The sequence below is a fragment of the Muricauda sp. SCSIO 64092 genome, from assembly GCF_023016285.1.
Taxonomy (GTDB): domain Bacteria; phylum Bacteroidota; class Bacteroidia; order Flavobacteriales; family Flavobacteriaceae; genus Croceivirga.
The window spans coordinates 4,067,958-4,084,204 of the sequence record NZ_CP095413.1 but is presented as its reverse complement, the minus strand read 5'-3'; the positions used below and the strand labels follow the sequence as shown (position 1 = coordinate 4,084,204).

At 41.6% G+C, this 16,247-nt stretch carries 20 protein-coding genes; 11 read left to right on the top strand and 9 right to left on the bottom strand.

All coding sequences use genetic code 11. The annotated features are described in order from the left end of the window. The first annotated feature begins 5 nt into the window (after positions 1-5). Genes msrB through L0P88_RS17100 form a run of 4 tightly spaced genes read left to right on the top strand, consistent with a single transcriptional unit; the run spans position 6 to position 2,661 of the window. Positions 6-410 (top strand): peptide-methionine (R)-S-oxide reductase MsrB, encoded by a 405-nt coding sequence (gene msrB, locus L0P88_RS17115; protein ID WP_247131138.1) that lies wholly within the window; start codon positions 6-8, stop codon positions 408-410. Beyond that, positions 410-943 (top strand): DUF1572 family protein, encoded by a 534-nt coding sequence (locus L0P88_RS17110; RefSeq protein ID WP_247131137.1) that lies wholly within the window; start codon positions 410-412, stop codon positions 941-943. Before msrB ends, L0P88_RS17110 begins: the two co-directional genes overlap by 1 nt. 45 nt (positions 944-988) lie before the next feature. Then, entirely contained in the window at positions 989-2,380 is a 1,392-nt protein-coding gene (gene lpdA, locus L0P88_RS17105) for a dihydrolipoyl dehydrogenase (protein WP_247131136.1), read from the top strand. Beyond that, entirely contained in the window at positions 2,380-2,661 is a 282-nt protein-coding gene (locus L0P88_RS17100) for a DUF3817 domain-containing protein (RefSeq protein WP_247131135.1), read from the top strand. The genes lpdA and L0P88_RS17100 overlap by 1 nt, the downstream gene beginning before the upstream one ends. A 78-nt stretch (positions 2,662-2,739) precedes the next feature. Here the strand turns inward: L0P88_RS17100 and aroQ are convergent, their stop codons facing one another. The 3 genes from aroQ to L0P88_RS17085 all read right to left on the bottom strand — a co-directional run bounded on the left by aroQ (position 2,740) and on the right by L0P88_RS17085 (position 4,407). Continuing rightward, on the bottom strand, positions 2,740-3,156 hold the full coding sequence (gene aroQ, locus L0P88_RS17095) for a type II 3-dehydroquinate dehydratase (protein ID WP_247131134.1): 417 nt from the start codon (positions 3,154-3,156) through the stop codon (positions 2,740-2,742). A 73-nt stretch (positions 3,157-3,229) separates the two neighbouring features. Beyond that, positions 3,230-3,733 (bottom strand): outer membrane beta-barrel protein, encoded by a 504-nt coding sequence (locus tag L0P88_RS17090; RefSeq protein WP_247131133.1) that lies wholly within the window; start codon positions 3,731-3,733, stop codon positions 3,230-3,232. A 155-nt stretch (positions 3,734-3,888) separates the two neighbouring features. Then, the gene (locus L0P88_RS17085) at positions 3,889-4,407 is read right to left on the bottom strand and encodes a hypothetical protein (RefSeq protein WP_247131132.1); all 519 of its coding nucleotides are present in this window, start codon (positions 4,405-4,407) and stop codon (positions 3,889-3,891) included. Between the two features lie 102 nt (positions 4,408-4,509). Here L0P88_RS17085 and L0P88_RS17080 point away from each other — a divergent pair, with 102 nt between their 5' ends. Continuing rightward, a complete protein-coding gene (locus tag L0P88_RS17080; RefSeq protein ID WP_247131131.1) occupies positions 4,510-5,415 on the top strand; it encodes a site-specific tyrosine recombinase in 906 nt (301 codons plus the stop codon). Between the two features lie 420 nt (positions 5,416-5,835). Here L0P88_RS17080 and L0P88_RS17075 read toward each other — a convergent pair whose 3' ends face one another. Both L0P88_RS17075 and L0P88_RS17070 read right to left on the bottom strand, forming a co-directional pair. Next, a complete protein-coding gene (locus tag L0P88_RS17075) occupies positions 5,836-6,324 on the bottom strand; it encodes a hypothetical protein (RefSeq protein WP_247131130.1) in 489 nt (162 codons plus the stop codon). A gap of 105 nt (positions 6,325-6,429) precedes the next feature. Beyond that, complete coding sequence (locus L0P88_RS17070) at positions 6,430-7,710, bottom strand: NAD(P)/FAD-dependent oxidoreductase (protein WP_247131129.1); 1,281 nt, start codon at positions 7,708-7,710, stop codon at positions 6,430-6,432. A 100-nt stretch (positions 7,711-7,810) separates the two neighbouring features. On the opposite strand from L0P88_RS17070, the gene L0P88_RS17065 reads away from it, so the two are divergent. From L0P88_RS17065 to L0P88_RS17055, 3 genes are all read left to right on the top strand, one after another. Next, positions 7,811-9,238 carry an amidohydrolase gene (locus tag L0P88_RS17065; protein ID WP_247131128.1) on the top strand — a complete coding sequence of 476 codons (1,428 nt, stop codon included), beginning with the start codon at positions 7,811-7,813 and terminating at the stop codon, positions 9,236-9,238. 275 nt (positions 9,239-9,513) lie between these two features. Beyond that, complete coding sequence (locus L0P88_RS17060) at positions 9,514-10,008, top strand: RNA polymerase sigma factor (RefSeq protein WP_158777093.1); 495 nt, start codon at positions 9,514-9,516, stop codon at positions 10,006-10,008. A gap of 7 nt (positions 10,009-10,015) precedes the next feature. Then, complete coding sequence (locus L0P88_RS17055) at positions 10,016-10,654, top strand: hypothetical protein (protein WP_409557733.1); 639 nt, start codon at positions 10,016-10,018, stop codon at positions 10,652-10,654. Here the strand turns inward: L0P88_RS17055 and L0P88_RS17050 are convergent. Then, complete coding sequence (locus tag L0P88_RS17050; RefSeq protein ID WP_247131126.1) at positions 10,651-11,463, bottom strand: lysophospholipid acyltransferase family protein; 813 nt, start codon at positions 11,461-11,463, stop codon at positions 10,651-10,653. The two genes, L0P88_RS17055 and L0P88_RS17050, sit on opposite strands and share 4 nt — an antisense overlap. Before the next feature lie 202 nt (positions 11,464-11,665). Continuing rightward, on the bottom strand, positions 11,666-12,307 hold the full coding sequence (locus L0P88_RS17045) for an NUDIX hydrolase (protein ID WP_247131125.1): 642 nt from the start codon (positions 12,305-12,307) through the stop codon (positions 11,666-11,668). Between L0P88_RS17045 and L0P88_RS17040 the strand changes: the two genes are divergently transcribed. After that, positions 12,306-13,043 carry a peptidylprolyl isomerase gene (locus L0P88_RS17040; protein ID WP_247131124.1) on the top strand — a complete coding sequence of 246 codons (738 nt, stop codon included), beginning with the start codon at positions 12,306-12,308 and terminating at the stop codon, positions 13,041-13,043. The two genes, L0P88_RS17045 and L0P88_RS17040, sit on opposite strands and share 2 nt — an antisense overlap. Here L0P88_RS17040 and L0P88_RS17035 read toward each other — a convergent pair. Together L0P88_RS17035 and L0P88_RS17030 are read right to left on the bottom strand one after the other, a co-directional pair. Continuing rightward, positions 13,040-13,654, bottom strand: a complete 615-nt coding sequence (locus L0P88_RS17035; RefSeq protein WP_247131123.1) for a trimeric intracellular cation channel family protein — start codon at positions 13,652-13,654, stop codon at positions 13,040-13,042. The two genes, L0P88_RS17040 and L0P88_RS17035, sit on opposite strands and share 4 nt — an antisense overlap. 3 nt (positions 13,655-13,657) lie before the next feature. Then, a complete protein-coding gene (locus tag L0P88_RS17030) occupies positions 13,658-14,374 on the bottom strand; it encodes an RDD family protein (RefSeq protein ID WP_247131122.1) in 717 nt (238 codons plus the stop codon). 36 nt (positions 14,375-14,410) lie between these two features. Between L0P88_RS17030 and L0P88_RS17025 the strand changes: the two genes are divergently transcribed. Both L0P88_RS17025 and L0P88_RS17020 read left to right on the top strand, forming a co-directional pair. Then, positions 14,411-15,388 (top strand): stage II sporulation protein M, encoded by a 978-nt coding sequence (locus L0P88_RS17025; protein WP_247131121.1) that lies wholly within the window; start codon positions 14,411-14,413, stop codon positions 15,386-15,388. Then, positions 15,366-16,244 (top strand): hypothetical protein, encoded by an 879-nt coding sequence (locus tag L0P88_RS17020; protein WP_247131120.1) that lies wholly within the window; start codon positions 15,366-15,368, stop codon positions 16,242-16,244. Before L0P88_RS17025 ends, L0P88_RS17020 begins: the two co-directional genes overlap by 23 nt. Positions 16,245-16,247 lie beyond the last annotated feature (3 nt).

Here is a 16,247-nt window from a genome sequence, read left to right as displayed (position 1 = left end):
AAAGAATGGGAAAATACGGTACGGAAAAGACGGAAGAGGAGTGGAAACAAGAGCTTTCACCCGAGGAATACTATGTTTTGCGCCAAAAGGGTACTGAACGCCCCTTTACCGGTGCATATAACCTCCACTTTAAAAATGGGGTCTATCATTGTAAGGCGTGCAATGCCAAACTCTTTGAAAGTGAAAACAAATTTGAAAGCGGATGTGGTTGGCCATCTTTTGACCAGGCAGTGGAAGGTGCCATTGAATATGTACGGGATACTTCCCACGGTATGATCCGCACCGAAACCCTTTGTGCCAATTGTGGCAGCCATTTAGGGCATGTCTTTAATGACGGACCAAGGGAAACTACAGGACAGCGGTATTGCATCAATTCAGTCAGTATTGGTTTTGAACCAAAAGAGGAATAATGGGTTTCCCCACTACGTATTTGGAAAGTGCAAAATTTGAGTTTCACCGCTATAAACAATATGGGGACAAAACATTTGAACAGCTTTCCGAAGAAGACCTATTTTGGAGCGCCAATGAAAATGATAACAGCATTGCGGTCATTGTAAACCACCTTGCTGGAAATATGCTCAGCCGATGGGCCAACTTTTTAATGGAAGATGGGGAAAAGGCTTGGCGTGACAGGGATAGCGAATTTGAGCATCCTCCACAATCAAAAAAAGAACTGCTGGATTTGTGGGAAGAAGGTTGGCAATGTTTGTTTGATGCACTCAATAGCATTACCCCCGAAAACTTTGATGCTTCAATACAAATAAGAAATCAAAAGCATTCCATCCCTCAGGCCATAAATAGGCAATTGGCCCACTACGCCTCCCATGTGGGACAACTTTTGTTTATAGGAAAGATGATAAAAAAAGACGATTGGGTATCCCTATCCATACCAAAAGGGCAATCCAAAATCTACAATAAAAAAATGTTTGGGGAAAACTCCTGACACTTCACTAAATTTGCACTCCATTTTAACCAAAAAATCATTCGCATGAGCCATTTTGATGTCATCGTTTTGGGTAGCGGCCCTGGAGGTTATGTTACCGCTATTAGAGCTTCGCAGTTAGGTCTTAAAACTGCGATAGTTGAAAAAGAAAGCTTAGGTGGTGTATGCCTAAACTGGGGATGTATTCCCACCAAGGCCTTGCTAAAATCGGCCCAGGTATTTGAATACCTAAAACATGCGGAAGATTATGGGCTAAGCGCAAAAAAAGTGGAACATGACTTTGACAAAGTGGTGCAACGTAGCCGAAATGTGGCCGATGGCATGAGCAAAGGCGTACAGTTCTTGATGAAAAAGAATAAGATCGAAGTCCTTAATGGTTATGGCAAGGTGCTACCCGGTAAAAAAGTCATTGTTAAGGGAGAACATGGGGACCCTGCGGAATTTAGTGCCGATCATATTATTATTGCCACGGGCGCAAGAAGCCGGGAATTGCCTTCCCTACCCCAGGATGGCAAAAAGGTGATTGGCTACCGTGAGGCCATGACCTTGGACAAACAACCCAAGAAGATGATTGTGGTGGGCAGTGGTGCCATTGGTATTGAGTTTGCGTATTTCTACAATTCCATGGGTACGGAAGTTACCGTTGTGGAATATATGCCAACCATTGTTCCGATTGAAGATGAGGACGTTTCCAAACAACTGGAACGGAGCTTTAAAAAAGCAGGCGTAAAAATCAAGACCTCAGCAGAAGTTACCAAGGTGGACACTTCCGGTGAAGGGGTAAAAGCAACCGTCAAGACATCCAAAGGGGAAGAAGTCTTGGAAGCGGATATTGTACTCTCCGCTGTTGGAATTAAAACCAATATTGAAAACATTGGCCTGGAAGACGTTGGAATAGCCACTGACCGCGACAAAATTTTGGTCAATGATTACTATCAGACCAATATTCCCGGATATTATGCCATTGGTGATGTCACCCAGGGACCGGCCTTGGCGCATGTTGCTTCTGCGGAAGGTATTCTCTGTGTTGAAAAAATAGCTGGAATGCATGTGGAACCCCTGGATTATGGAAACATCCCGGGCTGTACCTATTGTATGCCGGAAGTGGCTTCCGTTGGATTTACGGAAAAAAAGGCCAAGGAAGCCGGATACGATATAAAAGTTGGAAAATTCCCTTTTTCCGCAAGTGGTAAAGCCAAAGCAAGTGGTAATGCAGATGGTTTTGTCAAGGTTATTTTCGATGCCAAATATGGGGAATGGCTGGGATGCCATATGATCGGTGCTGGTGTCACCGATATGATTGCGGAAGCGGTGGTAGGCCGAAAATTGGAGACCACGGGACACGAAATACTGAAGGCGGTCCACCCCCATCCAACCATGAGTGAAGCGGTTATGGAGGCTGTCGCCGATGCGTATGACGAGGTAATCCATTTATAATGCTAAAAGCCTTTCGTCTGACAGCCATTCTGGAAGGGATTTCCTATTTGCTGATATTTGGCCTCACCATGCCCTTAAAGTACTGGGCAGAAATTGGCGAACCCAATAAAATAGTAGGGATGGCCCATGGTATCCTTTTCATCCTTTTTATAGTTATGGCAGGTGTTTTTTGCTGGGAACGAAAATGGGGACTTAGAAGATTTTTAATACTCTTCCTGGCTTCCCTTCTCCCCTTTGGGACTTTTTATGCCGATAAGAAATATCTTAGAAACGCTAATTAGTGGTTTTAACCAACCTGTAAATAGGGCTTATTACTATATGTAGGCAACCAAGCCAAAAAATGGTTGATGTGGGGCACGTCAATCCATAAAGCTTTGAATGGCCAAATCATAGCTTTGTAATCCAAAGCCCAAAATAACACCCTTTGCCACCGGGGATATAAAGGATGTATGCCGAAATTCCTCCCTTGAATAGGTATTGGAAATATGAACTTCTATTACGGGAGTTACGATGGCTTTTATGGCATCCCCAATACCGACCGATGTATGGGTGTAAGCCGCGGCGTTTAAAATGATACCATCATAGGAGAATCCCACTTCTTGGATTTTGTCTATCAATTCCCCTTCAATATTGGATTGAAAGTAATCCATTTCAACAGACGGGTATTTGGACTTTAGGGACAAAAAATAGTCTTCAAAATTCTGATTTCCATAGACTTCCGGTTCCCGTTTCCCTAAAAGGTTTAAATTGGGCCCATTGATGATCATTAATTTCATACGTTAAAAATAAGCATATTTTTAGGGCATAAAAAAAGGGGCAAAAGCCCCGTATTTTTGCAAAAGTCTATAGCTAATTAAAACGGTACCCCGCTCCAAGCGTTAAGGTGTTGATATCAACCAAATCTCCAAAATCCCCACCCCTACTTATTTGAATACCATACCTTGCTTCAACGAACCAATTGTCGTCTATTTGATAACCGGTACCAAAAGCCAGGTCAATTCCTAATTCCCCATCAGGAAGATCTTCCAACAAATAATTGATTTGGGGGCCTGCCTGAACATTAAAGGCATCAGAAATTTTATATTTGGCCATAATAGGGATATAAAGTGAAGTAAGTTCATCAACAAAACTAAATAATAGCGAAGGCTCAATATCAAAAGTTTCACTGGCAACAAAATTATATCCTCCACCTATAAAGAAACCAAGCTCACTATCACTGGCATCAAAAAAACCGCCGGTATCAACATCAACCGTAACGTTGTTCAAACCGGCCTTAACTGCAAGGCCTTCTTGAGCACTTATTGAAGTGGTGATGGCAATAGCGAATACAAATGCAATAAATAATTTTTTCATGTTATTGTCTTTTAGTTGTTACTGGCAAAGATAAAAAGGCTCTCATACCAAGTGTGAGAAAAACCGTAAAATGTTAACATTTGTCCTTTCTTCCACAAAAAATCCATATAACCTACTGTAAATCAATTTATTTTAATCTAAAGCCTTTTTAGTAATCAAAACTGAAACAGAACACCCGCGGTTAAGGCGGTCCAATTGAGGTTGTCGCCCTCAACTCCAAAATAAGAGAAATTTAAGGCCGAAGTATTGGATAGGTTGATGGACAGTGTAGGCCGATAATAAAACCCGTCCTCCGTAAAATCGTTTAGACCGAACGCATACCCCACATCTCCTCCAAGATTTATAGTTCGGGAAGGATAAAAACGGATCAATGCCCCCGCAGGGAGATAAATGGTGTCTTCCCCCCTAATGGTAATCGCTTCCGGTCCAATATCGATGGTAGAATCCAATCCAAAATAATACATAAGACCGGACGCCAGCCCCAAATCGAACTTCTTGGAAACACCCCAATGCTGGTATAGATCCAAACCGGCACCGATGTTGGCAAAATCCGATGCATCCCCAACGGCAACCCCAGCATGAAAGCCTGCCTTAAAAAACGAACGATCTACATATTGTGAGGTCATATGGTAAACAATGCCGAGGAACAGCACTAAAAAAATGTACTTTTTCATAAGTTGTTTGGTTGAAGTATATACGTCTTAACACTAAAACTTAACGTTTAGTTTTGGTTTTTAGTGGAATTCCGTATTGAAAAGTTGCGTTATTTTTAGCCCATGACTTGGAAACAGGCCTTACAGGATTACCAACACTATTTAAAGATAGAAAGGGGATTGTCCAGCAATTCCATAACCAATTATGCCCTGGATATCAAAAAGTTGATGGCCTTTTTAGAGGAACATCAAATAAACTCCGGGCCCCTTAACATTGGGAATGAAGAAGTACAACGGTTCATTTATGAAGCGGCCAAAACCATAAATCCACGTTCCCAGGCAAGATTGATATCCGGACTAAAAGGGCTTTTTAACTATTTGGTCTTTGAAGACTATCGAAAGGATAATCCCATGGATTTAATGGAGACCCCTAAAATTGGCAGAAAACTTCCAGAAACCCTTTCTTTGGAGGAAATCAATACACTTATTTCGGGAATCGATTTGAGCAAACCCCAAGGGGAACGGAATAGGGCCATTTTGGAAACTTTATACGGCTGCGGGCTTAGGGTTTCTGAACTGGTCAACTTAAAATTGTCCGATCTTTATTTTGATGAAGATATTATTCTGGTAACCGGAAAGGGCAACAAACAACGTTTTGTCCCCATTAGTCCTATCAATAAAAAGTATATTGAACTGTATCAAAAACACATCCGTATCCATCAAAAGATCGAACCGGGTTATGAAGATATCCTTTTTTTAAACCGTCGGGGCAAAAAACTGACCAGGGCCATGATTTTCGCCATTATCAAGGATTTGGCAAAGGCAACGGGTTTGAAGAAAAATGTGGGCCCCCATACTTTTCGACATTCCTTTGCCACACATTTATTGGAAAACGGAGCAGATTTGCGCGCCATTCAGCAAATGTTGGGACATGAGAGCATTACCACCACGGAAATTTATGTCCATGTGAACAGAACACATTTGGCGGATGCGTTAAAAGCGTTTCATCCCCGTTCAAGACACCAATAATTGGTAATGATGGTATTGGACCAGCTTTATTAAAAAAAGTGACCATCTCCACAAAAAGTGGCCAACATTTCAATAGGGCCGATGATTTTTTTAGGCACCTGTCCAAATCCAACACGTTTTTGGATACCACACACTATTTATACAGCACCGTGGCCGAAGGAATATTGATTCCAGCAAACTCAACTACAGAATTCGCCTCATTTTATAATTCCCCTGACTTCAAAAGGTTTTAAAACCTTCTCCATGAAATTGAGTTTCATTTTGAAATCGAATACGAGGATGTGTATGGCTCTTGATGGTCCTTGAAATATGATGAGGACGTTCCCCAAAAAATGGATAAATAGGTTTTTACAAAATTCGCATACATACGAGCTGAAAAATCCAGCTTAAACGCTCGAAAGATATAGCCCAACAAACAATCTAAAACTTGATTTTTGATCCCAATTGCAATTGACTTTTTGCATCACTTCGTTCTGTGCCAAGTGGATTAAAGCCAGTCTCGTTCATAAATGTTCGAAAACCGGCATTAAATAGCAAGTTGGGTTTAGCTTCATACTCCACACCAAAGTAAAGTGATTTACTGGTATTGTCTATTGATCTATCGAGTTCGGTTAAATCCCATTCCATTTCATATCCACCTTCTGCAAAGAAATTTTTTGCAATGCGTTGACGAGCCATTGCCCTAAGATTAAACCTTCCGAAAATCGCATTTTGCTGATTCAAACCTCTGAATCCAACAGATGTACTCTCCCCAATGGGATACAAAATCAGGAAATCCCCATAGGAAGATCTGCCCCCAAAATCCGGATACCCAAAGCTTTCGATGGCAATCCTGTTCAAAGGTGACTCCCGTTGGCTCCATAAAGCAAAAGAAACGAAAAGGGAGAAAGTGACCAGAAATAGCTTCATCGTATATCGGATTACTCAAAACTATTAAAATAATCCTCAGGTGATTTCCAATTGGGCTTTCTTTAACAGCCCTACTACCGAAACACCAAAACCTAACCAGAAAGACTAAATCTGCGTTTTCTTAAATGGTCTTATAATCAATCGGGCCTCACGATCAAACTTCACATAGTTATATACCCAATTAATGAAAACCACCAATCGATTTCGAAAACCGATCAAAAAGTAAAGGTGGACAAACATCCAGACAAACCAGGCAAAAACGCCTTGAAATTTGAATTTTGGCAAATCGGCCACAGCCTTGTTCCTTCCTATGGTGGCCATGCTACCCTTATCCCTATAGGTAAAGGGTTGTAACGGTTTCCCTTGTTGAAGCCGTACCAAATTTTCCCCTAAAAGCCTACCTTGTTGTATGGCGGGTTGGGCCATCATGGGATGTCCATTGGGATATTTTTCGGAAACCATTTCCGCAACATCACCAATAGCGAAGATATGTTCAAACCCCTTTACTTGATTGTATTCGTTGACCAACAATCGTTTTGCCCTGGACAAAAGCTTTTCAGCATCCAAACCCTTAATGGTTACCGCTTGTACGCCTGCCGCCCAAATTAAGGTTGCCGTTTCAAAGCTGGTATCTTGATCGGTCGTGGCCACTTTGCCATCATACCCCGTCACTCGAATATCTTTCCAAACATTTACCCCCAGGTTTTCCAAAAAGTCCTCCGCTTTCTTGGAGGCAATTTTACTCATGGCCGGCAACAGTCGATCGGCCCCTTGCACTAAATTAATTTGGGCCCTTCGTGTATCCAGATCGGGGTAGTCCTTTGGTAGGATTCCCTTTTTAATTTCGGCCAAAGCTCCTGCAAGTTCAACTCCGGTTGGTCCTCCACCCACAATGACAAAGTTCATCAGGGCTTCGCGTTCATGAAGATCGTCCGTCAACAAAGCCTGTTCAAAATTCTCAAGGATAAGACTTCTTAAATTCAGTGATTGGGGAATAGTTTTCATGGCCATACTATTTTTGGCAATGGATTCATTACCAAAATAATTGGTCCGTGTTCCTGTGGCCACGATCAAATAATCAAACCTCAAGTCGCCTATGGTGGTGTGGACCGTATTGCTCTCGGAATCTATACCGGTGACCTCGGTCAGACGAAAATAAAAGTGGGGATATCCCTGAAGTACCTTCCGAATGGGATACGCAATGGAATCTGGCTCCAGGCCCCCGGTTGATACTTGATACAACAACGGTTGGAAGGTATGATAGTTGTTTTTGTCCATCAACACCACCTGAAACTCTTGTTGGCTTAATTTTTTGGCCAAAGCAATTCCCGCAAAACCACCACCAATAATAACCACCCTTTTAAAACTGGACTGAGGAATGTTCATTCTTAAATTTTAAAGTGCAAAAGTACACAATTGGGGGTGGTGATACGGCCACTGGAAATTCATTTTAGTATATTTAAAAACATTAAAAAGAGAACACGAAATGAGAAGGATAGTTTCTTTACACCTAGTACTACTGCTATCGGTTTTTTCAATGAACGCGCAGAAAACCAAGGTCGATGCCCTAAAAGGTTTGGAAGATAAAGCCCAAGCATATGGCGAAATTGCCCTACAAATTTGGAATTGGGCAGAAATGGGATATCAAGAAGAAAAAAGTGCTGCGCTATTGCAGGAAACCCTTTCCGATGCAGGTTTTACCGTTACGGAGGGCATCGCTGAAATTCCCACGGCCTTTGTAGCGGAATATGGAAAAGGAAGCCCTGTTATTGCCATTTTGGGAGAGTACGATGCCCTGCCGGGGCTGTCACAACAGGCCGTACCGGAAAAGAAATCCGCGGGAGGGGTTGCCGGACATGCCTGCGGCCATCATTTGTTTGGGACCGCTTCCGCCGGGGCCGCCATTGCCGTAAAGGATTGGTTGAAAGTTTCGGGCGCAAAGGGAACCATCCGTTTTTATGGCTGTCCCGCAGAAGAAGGTGGAGGTGCCAAAGTATATATGTCCAGGGAAGGGGTTTTTGATGATGTAGATGTTGCCCTGCATTGGCATCCCAGTTCCCAAAATGCTGCCAGTGCCGCTGCCGCATTGGCAAACATTTCTGCAAAATTCCGCTTTAAGGGAATCTCGGCACATGCCGCAGGGGCGCCACAAATGGGAAGGAGTGCCCTGGATGGTGTTGAGGCCATGAATATAATGGTCAATATGATGCGTGAGCATATTCCCCAGGAAGCGCGTATCCATTATGTGATTACGGATGGCGGTAAAGCGCCCAATGTTGTTCCGGATTTTGCCGAAGTATACTATTATGCAAGACACAACAGCAGGGATGTGGTTCGGGATATTTTTAATAGAATTGTAAAAGCAGGGGAAGGGGCTGCTTTAGGAACAGGTACAACAATGACGTTTGAAATTGTAAATGGGGTCCATGAATTACTTCCCAACCTGGTACTCCAAAAATTGGTCCATAGCAATTTGTCGTCAATAGGGGGCATTACCTATACTCCTGAGGAAAGGGCCTTTGCAGAGAAAATTGCCTTGAGCTTAGGGCAAAAAGAGCTCGATGAAATGGTTGCAATGGAAGTACAACCTTTTAAGGAAGTGGCCAGGGCCTATGGTTCCACCGATGTTGGTGACGTGAGTTTTGTGGTCCCAACGGTAGGTTTCGGTGCTGCAACATGGGTGCCCGGAACACCGGCACATAGTTGGCAGGCAGTGGCTTCCGGAGGCATGAGTATAGGAAAAAAAGGGATGATGGTGGCCTCAAAAACACTGACAGCCACGGCAATAGACTTGTTTTCCGATATCTCGTTGATTGAAAAGGCCAAAGCCGAGTTTGAAGAAAGAAGGGGTAGTGATTTTGTGTACGAGCCCCTTGTTGGTAATCGAGCACCGGCACTTGATTATAGAAAATGAAAAATAAACATACAAATTGGGCTTGTCCAGTCTAAAAAATTCCTCTTGGATCAGGTCATGATGCCCAGGATATGGCATTGATGACACCCACATGCTATTTGTACTTGGCAAAAGGGAATCCGCCATTCCCAAAAGGAGTGTTCCATGGAAGACTTGGCCAATGTATTTCTCCAAACTATTTTGAAATTGGACATCGGTCAGTATTGAACTTGCCGCCCCAAACTGTAACAAAATTGGAATAAGGACTACTAATCTATAAATTCTACCAACCACTAGTGAACAAGGAACTGGAACATCAATTTGTGACGGAGCTGGAGAACAACCAAAACATTGTTCACAAGGTATGCAGTCTTTATACCCATGACAGGGATTCCCATAATGACTTGTTCCAAGAAATCACCATCCAGCTTTGGAAAGCATACCCAAAATTTAGGGGAGATTCCAAATTTAGTACATGGATGTACCGTGTGGCATTGAATACGGCCATTACCTTATATCGCAAATCGAAAAGACGGGTCGCTACCCAAGATTACGATTCTGTAATTTTCAAGATAAGGGCAGACGAATATGATGATACACAAGAACGGCAACTAAAGTTGATGTACAATGCGGTAAAACAATTGGGAGATATTGAAAAAGCATTGGTTTTCCTGTATTTGGAAGATAAGAACTATACCGAAATTTCAGAAACCTTGGGTATTACGGAAGTAAACGCCAGGGTTAAAATGAATCGGGTAAAAAACAAACTAAGAACCATACTAAATCCTTAGTATCATGATGGATGAATTGGAACTCTTAAAAAAAGACTGGCAAAAACAAGGAGAGCAGCTTCCTAAGTTGAGCTATGAAGAAATCTATAAAATGATCTGGAAAAAATCCAGTTCCTTGGTCAAATGGATATTCTACATCAGTATTGCGGAATTTGTCTTTTGGATTTCACTTTTCTTTTTGCCCATACAAGGCGAAAAATTGAACTCCGATGGCGCCAGGCTCTTTCAGAACCTGGAATTAAGTCTTGAAATCCTAAGATATATAGCATTGGTGTACTTCATAGTAAAGTTCTATAAAAACTTCAAAAGGATACATGTTACGGCGTCTGCACGGGAACTTATGAAAAGTATCATTTCTACCCGAAAAACGGTAATGCAATATGTTTGGTTCAACCTTGGGGTTTTCGCCCTTATGATGATTGTGGTCTTTATTGAGTTTGCAAAATATGATACCACCCTCAATATGACCGAGAAGATTGCGGAAGCGGACAACAGTCTTCTCATTTGGTTTTTGGTAGGCGTGAGCTTGCTATTGTTTATTGCATTTTGTGGCTTTCTTCTTTGGTTGTTTTATCGATTGTTGTACGGAATTCTTCTAAAACGATTGAACAACAATTATCGGGAATTAAAGAAACTGGAAGTTTAGTTTCCCTTATAGCTGTAGCGCCTTTTTTGATGGTCCGCTTCATAGGCCGCAAGTTCCTCTTGTGGTATTACATGAAGGAATGAAGGGTGCTGTTCAATGGCATATTCCAACTTTTCAATAATCTGATCAATGGACTCATTGTCATAATCGATTTCCAGGGGTTGCTTTATAAGCATGGATTGCAGAATTCCCTTCTTTTTAATGTATAATCCTTTTTTATCAAAAGACCTTCTAAAACCATCAATTACAACAGGAACCACAATAGGTTTGTATTTTTTGATGATATGGGCAGTACCTTTTCGTAAAGGTTTCCATGGTCTGGTGGTTCCCTGGGGAAAGGTAATCACCCAACCATCATCCAGTGCAGTTCCAATATTTGAAATATCACTGAACTTTACAGGTCTGTTTACTTCCTTTCCATCTGCCCTCCATGTACGTTCAATGCTTATGGAACCGGCATACGCCAATATTTTGGCCAACATGCTCTTCTTCATGGTCTCCTTTGCCGCCACATAATAGATATTCAATTTGGGATTCCAGAGATAGAGAATGTTTTTAATGTTATCCTCCCTGCCGCTCAAAGCTGCATTAAAAACATGGAACATGGCCACCACATCAGCAAAATAAGTTTGATGGTTACTAACGAAAAGTACGTTCTTTTCAGGGAGGCTCCTGATGATATCCGAGCCTTCGATTTCCAGCTTGTTGAACCCTTTGTACCTGGAATGGGTTATTAGGCCCATAATACGTATTAACCACTTTTTTAAAAAAAGGTTGTGTCCGAAAGGGGTTTTCTTAAAAAGATCCATACTGCTCCTATGCCAAGGGCTAATTTACAAAATGAACTCATTTAAACTTTTTGCGTTTTAGTGAAAATTAGACATTTTTTTGATCCTTTGAAGGCTTTTTTGAGTTGCATAGCAGGGCTATGGAAAAAGAAAAAGTCAAAAAAGGAGCCAAAAAGAGCAATTTTTTAACGAATGGAAAAAGTTTAAATGAGTTCAATAGGCACTAAACCACTTTTTGCAGTAAATCCTTTATTTCACTTAACATCATGGCCGTGGCACCCCAAACAGTGTAACCGTTTAGTTTAAAGGCCGGTACCAAAATCTTGTGGGCGTAGGAAGTTGTTAAATACTGCTGCATTAGGTTATCATTATCCAAAAAATCCACCAATTTCACCTCAACCAATGCCTCTACTTCCATAGGATCCAATTTAAAAGGTTTTACTTGGGAATACAGTCCCAGGAATGGTTTGACCAAAAAATTACTTGGCGGAATATAAACTTCGGTCAAAGGTTTCACCATTTCTATATCTTCCGGAAGGATTCCCACCTCTTCAAAGGTTTCCCTTTTGGCCGTTACCAATAGGTCGGAATCGGTATCCTCAACCTTACCTCCCGGAAATCCAATTTGATTGGAATGTACTCCTGGATAGGTATTCCGTAACATAAGCAGTAGGTGTGTCTCATTATTCTCCTTTGGATAAAACAGGGCCATAACCGCTGCACGTTTTGCTTTTTTTACATCAATCGTGCTTTCTTCCCTAAATTGTTTTCTTACCGCTGGTTCCATCTTAAAATGGGAAGCTTCCCCAGGCAAGGGTAGATTTTTTATTTTTACAATCGTTTTACTAAAACGGGAAAATTCCATGGAGAAGAAAATAATACTGTTGGCAAGTTTACTATTATTTTTTTTAGGAGGATGTGGGGAGAAAGAAAAAAAGGAGTCGGGTAAACCAAATGGGAACACCCTTAAGGAGGTCAATGATGAAACTGGCAATGAAAAGGTAGTTGAATTGGAAAAACCACAGCCGGTGACCGAAGGGGAAAATGAACCTTTTTTACTCACCGAAGAAAATGCCATTGACTTTTTTTTCGATTATGCCAAAGACGTAAAAGAGGATAAAGTAAGACTAACGACCAGTTTGGGAAAGTTTACCATACAACTCTACAACAATGTTCCTTACCACAAGGCCAATTTTATCTACCTGGCCAAAAAGGGTTATTTTGACAACACCCAATTTCATAGGGTGGTTCCTGATTTCATTATTCAGGGCGGAAACTCGGACGACCGTGAAACGAGCAAAAAGAGAAAGGCCATAGGCCGTTATCTTTTGCCTCCGGATACCCGAAAGGGCCATAAACACCACCGAGGGACCATTTCCATGCCCAGTAGCGAACGTGACAATCCACATAAACTGGCCTCTCCGTATGAGTTTTTTATTGTAGTGACCAAACCGGGCTCCTATCATTTGGATGGCAGTTATACCCCGTTTGGAAGGGTTATTGAAGGAATGGACATTGTGGATAGAATAAATCAGGTTCCCATTGACCAAGGGGAATGGCCCATGCAAAATGTTTACATCCTAAGAGCAGAGGTTCTTTAACCCTTTTCCTTCTGATAGATATTGGGCAATGCTATCCCAAATTTTACGGCCAGTAAGCGCAATACAATGACAACAAGGATTGCCAAGATATAGCTATACTTCTCGGGAACCTTAAGAAGGTTGAACAAAAAATAACTTGCCCCTCCCAAAATACAGGCCGTAGCATAGATTTCCTTTCGGAAGATCACGGGAATCTCATTACATAAAATATCTCGGATCACACCGCCAAAACTTGCGGTCATGGTGCCCAATGCAATACACATTACAGGTAGCAATCCCGCTTCCAGGCCTTTTTCAAGACCGATTAGGGTAAACAAACCTATTCCCAGGGTATCGAACAGGAACAGGGACTTTCGCAAATATTTCAATCGACTTGCAAACAGCACGGCAAAAACAACGGTAATCCCAATGGTAATCATATAAATGGCGTCGCGCATCCAGACCACCGGCGTATTTCCAATCATCAAATCCCGAAGTGTTCCTCCACCAATGGCCGTTACAAAAGCGATGATAAAGACCCCGAACAGATCCAGTTTTTTCTCCATGGCAACCAACACACCCGAAACGGCAAAGGCAATGGTACCCAATATATCCAACGTTTGGTAAAACACAATTTAAAGCTTTTGGGTATAGTAGTTGTAATCTTTGATGACCACATCCACAAATTCGATGGGTTTTATAGTAGTAGTAACATCCATCACCTCCTTTAATCGTTTGTCCAGGGAAACAATAACATTATGGTCGCCATTTTTCCTGGCCTTTTCATAAAGCTCCTTTACGGTCTGTATCTCACTATCGCTAAAAACCGTGACTTGGGGAAATTGGGGCCTGTAATCATTTGGGATTTCCTTCAATAGGGTATCCTTTAGTTGAATCCGCTGTCGTTCACTAATTACCGTGGTCCCCGCTGCAATATCACCAATCCGCTGACCATTGCCCCGTATCAAAATAGTAACAACGGCCGCTGCCCCAGAAGTTAGGCTTACATCAATGATCCTTAAAATCCATCGGACAAAATAGTTGCCAAAATTGGGTCTGGAGCCGTCCAGTTTTACAACCCTAAGGTTCATTAACCCTTTTCCAATGGTCTTGCCATCGGTCAAGGTCTCAAATAAGAGATAGTATAAAAATGAGGGAAGTGTGACAACTAGATAGAGTGCCCAAAGGGCATCAAAATCCACATTTAAATACACTAAAAATAAAACCGCCAATACCGTATAGACCACAATCACAAAACTATCAATAATATAGGCCAACATGCGTTCCCCAAGATTGGAACTGTTTTGGTCTATAGTTACGTTTTGGGCAGTCTCTATTTGAAATTGGTTCATTTTTTTGGTTTCTTTACAAACAAAGGCGCAAATTTAATGCGAGAGGCGGCATTCGTAAAGCAAAATAAAAATAAATGGGTTGCGTTCGAAGAGGCCCTAAACAGCAAAAGGGAATTGTCACCAGATCAACTTTCCGACCTCTATATTGAATTAACCGATCATCTAAGCTACGCCAAAACCTTTTACCCTGGTAGTAATACCCAACTTTATCTCAATTCAATTGCTTCACGAGCCCACCAAAAAATCTATAAGACAAAACGCGAATCCAAGAACCGTATTGTTACTTTTTGGAAAATAGAGTTCCCCCAAATGTTTTATGCACACCAACGGGAGTTGCTGATTTCCTTTTTGGTATTTACATTTTTCTGTTTTGTAGGCGCTTTTTCTGCGGCCAATGATGGGGATTTTGTACGTTCCATACTCGGAGATGGTTATGTGAACATGACTTTGGACAATATTGAAAAAGGGGACCCTATGGCGGTATACAAACAAATGGGGGAATTCAATATGTTTTTGGGAATAACCATTAATAACATCAAAGTGGCATTATTTGCCTTTGCATTGGGTATCTTTCTTGGAGTGGGTACCATTTGGGTCTTGCTAAGAAATGGTTTGATGCTGGGCAGTTTTCAATACTTCTTTCATGACAAAGGATTGCTCTGGGAATCTGCCAGAACCATTTGGATCCATGGGACCATTGAAATATCCGTCATTATCCTAGCCGGCTGTGCGGGTTTGGTCATGGCAAACGGAATGCTGTTCCCGGGGACCTATACCCGGTTGGAATCCTTTAAACGTGGCGTAAAGAATGGACTGAAAATAGTTGTGAGCACAATTCCGTTTTTCATCATTGCGGGATTTTTGGAAGGTTTTGTTACCCGACATACGGAAATGCCGGATTGGCTTGCGATAACCATAATTTTGGGGTCTTTGGGCTTAATAGTATTTTATTATGTTATTTATCCCTATCAACTTAACAAAAAAGATAACCATGGACAGCACTCCTTACATTGAGTTCAAAAAACAACGGGAACTCGGGGAAATCCTTACCGATTCCTTCAATTTTATAAAGTTTGAGTTTAAGTCATTTTTTGGAACCCTTTTGAAAATTGTGGGACCTTACCTGTTTGCAACCATGGTTTTTTTAGGATTCTATTTTTATTCCTTTAATGGGCTTTTCAATTTTGATATACAATCCCAAGGACCAGAGATCAATCCCATACTTCTGATTACTGCATTGTTGGGACTAATGGTTTCTGCCATTGCCACATATGGACTTACACAGGCAACGGTACTGTTTTATATTAAATCCTATACCGATAACAAAGGGAAAATTGATTATGATCAAATAAAAAAAGAAGCTTACCAAAACTTCTGGAGTTTTATTGGACTTTCATTCCTTGTGGGATTGGCCATTACGGCCGGTTTGTTCCTTTGTATTATTCCCGGTATTTATCTCTACCCCCCTCTAATGTTGTCCTTTAGCATCCTGGTCTTTATGGGCAAAGGGGTGGGCGATTCCTTCCAATACGGATTTACCCTGATCAAGGATAACTGGTGGATAACCTTTGCAACCCTTTTGGTCCTGGGAATTCTTATAGGCATAATAGGTTATATATTTCAAATTCCGGCAGTAATTTACTTATGGATCAAAATGGGGGTCTTCTCTGGTGAAATGGATGCCGAGAGCATGGGAGGCGTTATCGACCCTATATATATTCTATTGAACATATTGGCCTATGCGGTCCAATTCATTCTACAGACCGTGTCCTTAGTGGCGGCGGCACTCATCTTTTTTGACCTGAATGAGAAGAAAAACTTTACGGGAACTTTTGAACGCATTCAAAATTTGGGAAAAAAAGAAGAATAGTCC

Excerpts from the sequence above, each read along its gene's own strand:
- L0P88_RS17100 (WP_247131135.1), top strand. The coding sequence starts at position 2,380 with ATGCTAAAAGCCTTTCGTCTGACAGCCATTCTGGAAGGGATTTCCTAT.
- aroQ (WP_247131134.1), bottom strand. The coding sequence starts at position 3,156 with ATGAAATTAATGATCATCAATGGGCCCAATTTAAACCTTTTAGGGAAA.
- L0P88_RS17030 (WP_247131122.1), bottom strand. The coding sequence starts at position 14,374 with ATGAACCAATTTCAAATAGAGACTGCCCAAAACGTAACTATAGACCAA.
- L0P88_RS17045 (WP_247131125.1), bottom strand. The coding sequence starts at position 12,307 with ATGGAATTTTCCCGTTTTAGTAAAACGATTGTAAAAATAAAAAATCTA.
- lpdA (WP_247131136.1), top strand. The coding sequence starts at position 989 with ATGAGCCATTTTGATGTCATCGTTTTGGGTAGCGGCCCTGGAGGTTAT.
- L0P88_RS17050 (WP_247131126.1), bottom strand. The coding sequence starts at position 11,463 with ATGGATCTTTTTAAGAAAACCCCTTTCGGACACAACCTTTTTTTAAAA.
- L0P88_RS17040 (WP_247131124.1), top strand. The coding sequence starts at position 12,306 with ATGGAGAAGAAAATAATACTGTTGGCAAGTTTACTATTATTTTTTTTA.
- L0P88_RS17085 (WP_247131132.1), bottom strand. The coding sequence starts at position 4,407 with ATGAAAAAGTACATTTTTTTAGTGCTGTTCCTCGGCATTGTTTACCAT.
- L0P88_RS17065 (WP_247131128.1), top strand. The coding sequence starts at position 7,811 with ATGAGAAGGATAGTTTCTTTACACCTAGTACTACTGCTATCGGTTTTT.
- L0P88_RS17075 (WP_247131130.1), bottom strand. The coding sequence starts at position 6,324 with ATGAAGCTATTTCTGGTCACTTTCTCCCTTTTCGTTTCTTTTGCTTTA.
- L0P88_RS17025 (WP_247131121.1), top strand. The coding sequence starts at position 14,411 with ATGCGAGAGGCGGCATTCGTAAAGCAAAATAAAAATAAATGGGTTGCG.
- L0P88_RS17080 (WP_247131131.1), top strand. The coding sequence starts at position 4,510 with ATGACTTGGAAACAGGCCTTACAGGATTACCAACACTATTTAAAGATA.
- L0P88_RS17090 (WP_247131133.1), bottom strand. The coding sequence starts at position 3,733 with ATGAAAAAATTATTTATTGCATTTGTATTCGCTATTGCCATCACCACT.
- L0P88_RS17110 (WP_247131137.1), top strand. The coding sequence starts at position 410 with ATGGGTTTCCCCACTACGTATTTGGAAAGTGCAAAATTTGAGTTTCAC.
- msrB (WP_247131138.1), top strand. The coding sequence starts at position 6 with ATGGGAAAATACGGTACGGAAAAGACGGAAGAGGAGTGGAAACAAGAG.
- L0P88_RS17020 (WP_247131120.1), top strand. The coding sequence starts at position 15,366 with ATGGACAGCACTCCTTACATTGAGTTCAAAAAACAACGGGAACTCGGG.
- L0P88_RS17070 (WP_247131129.1), bottom strand. The coding sequence starts at position 7,710 with ATGAACATTCCTCAGTCCAGTTTTAAAAGGGTGGTTATTATTGGTGGT.
- L0P88_RS17055 (WP_409557733.1), top strand. The coding sequence starts at position 10,016 with ATGGATGAATTGGAACTCTTAAAAAAAGACTGGCAAAAACAAGGAGAG.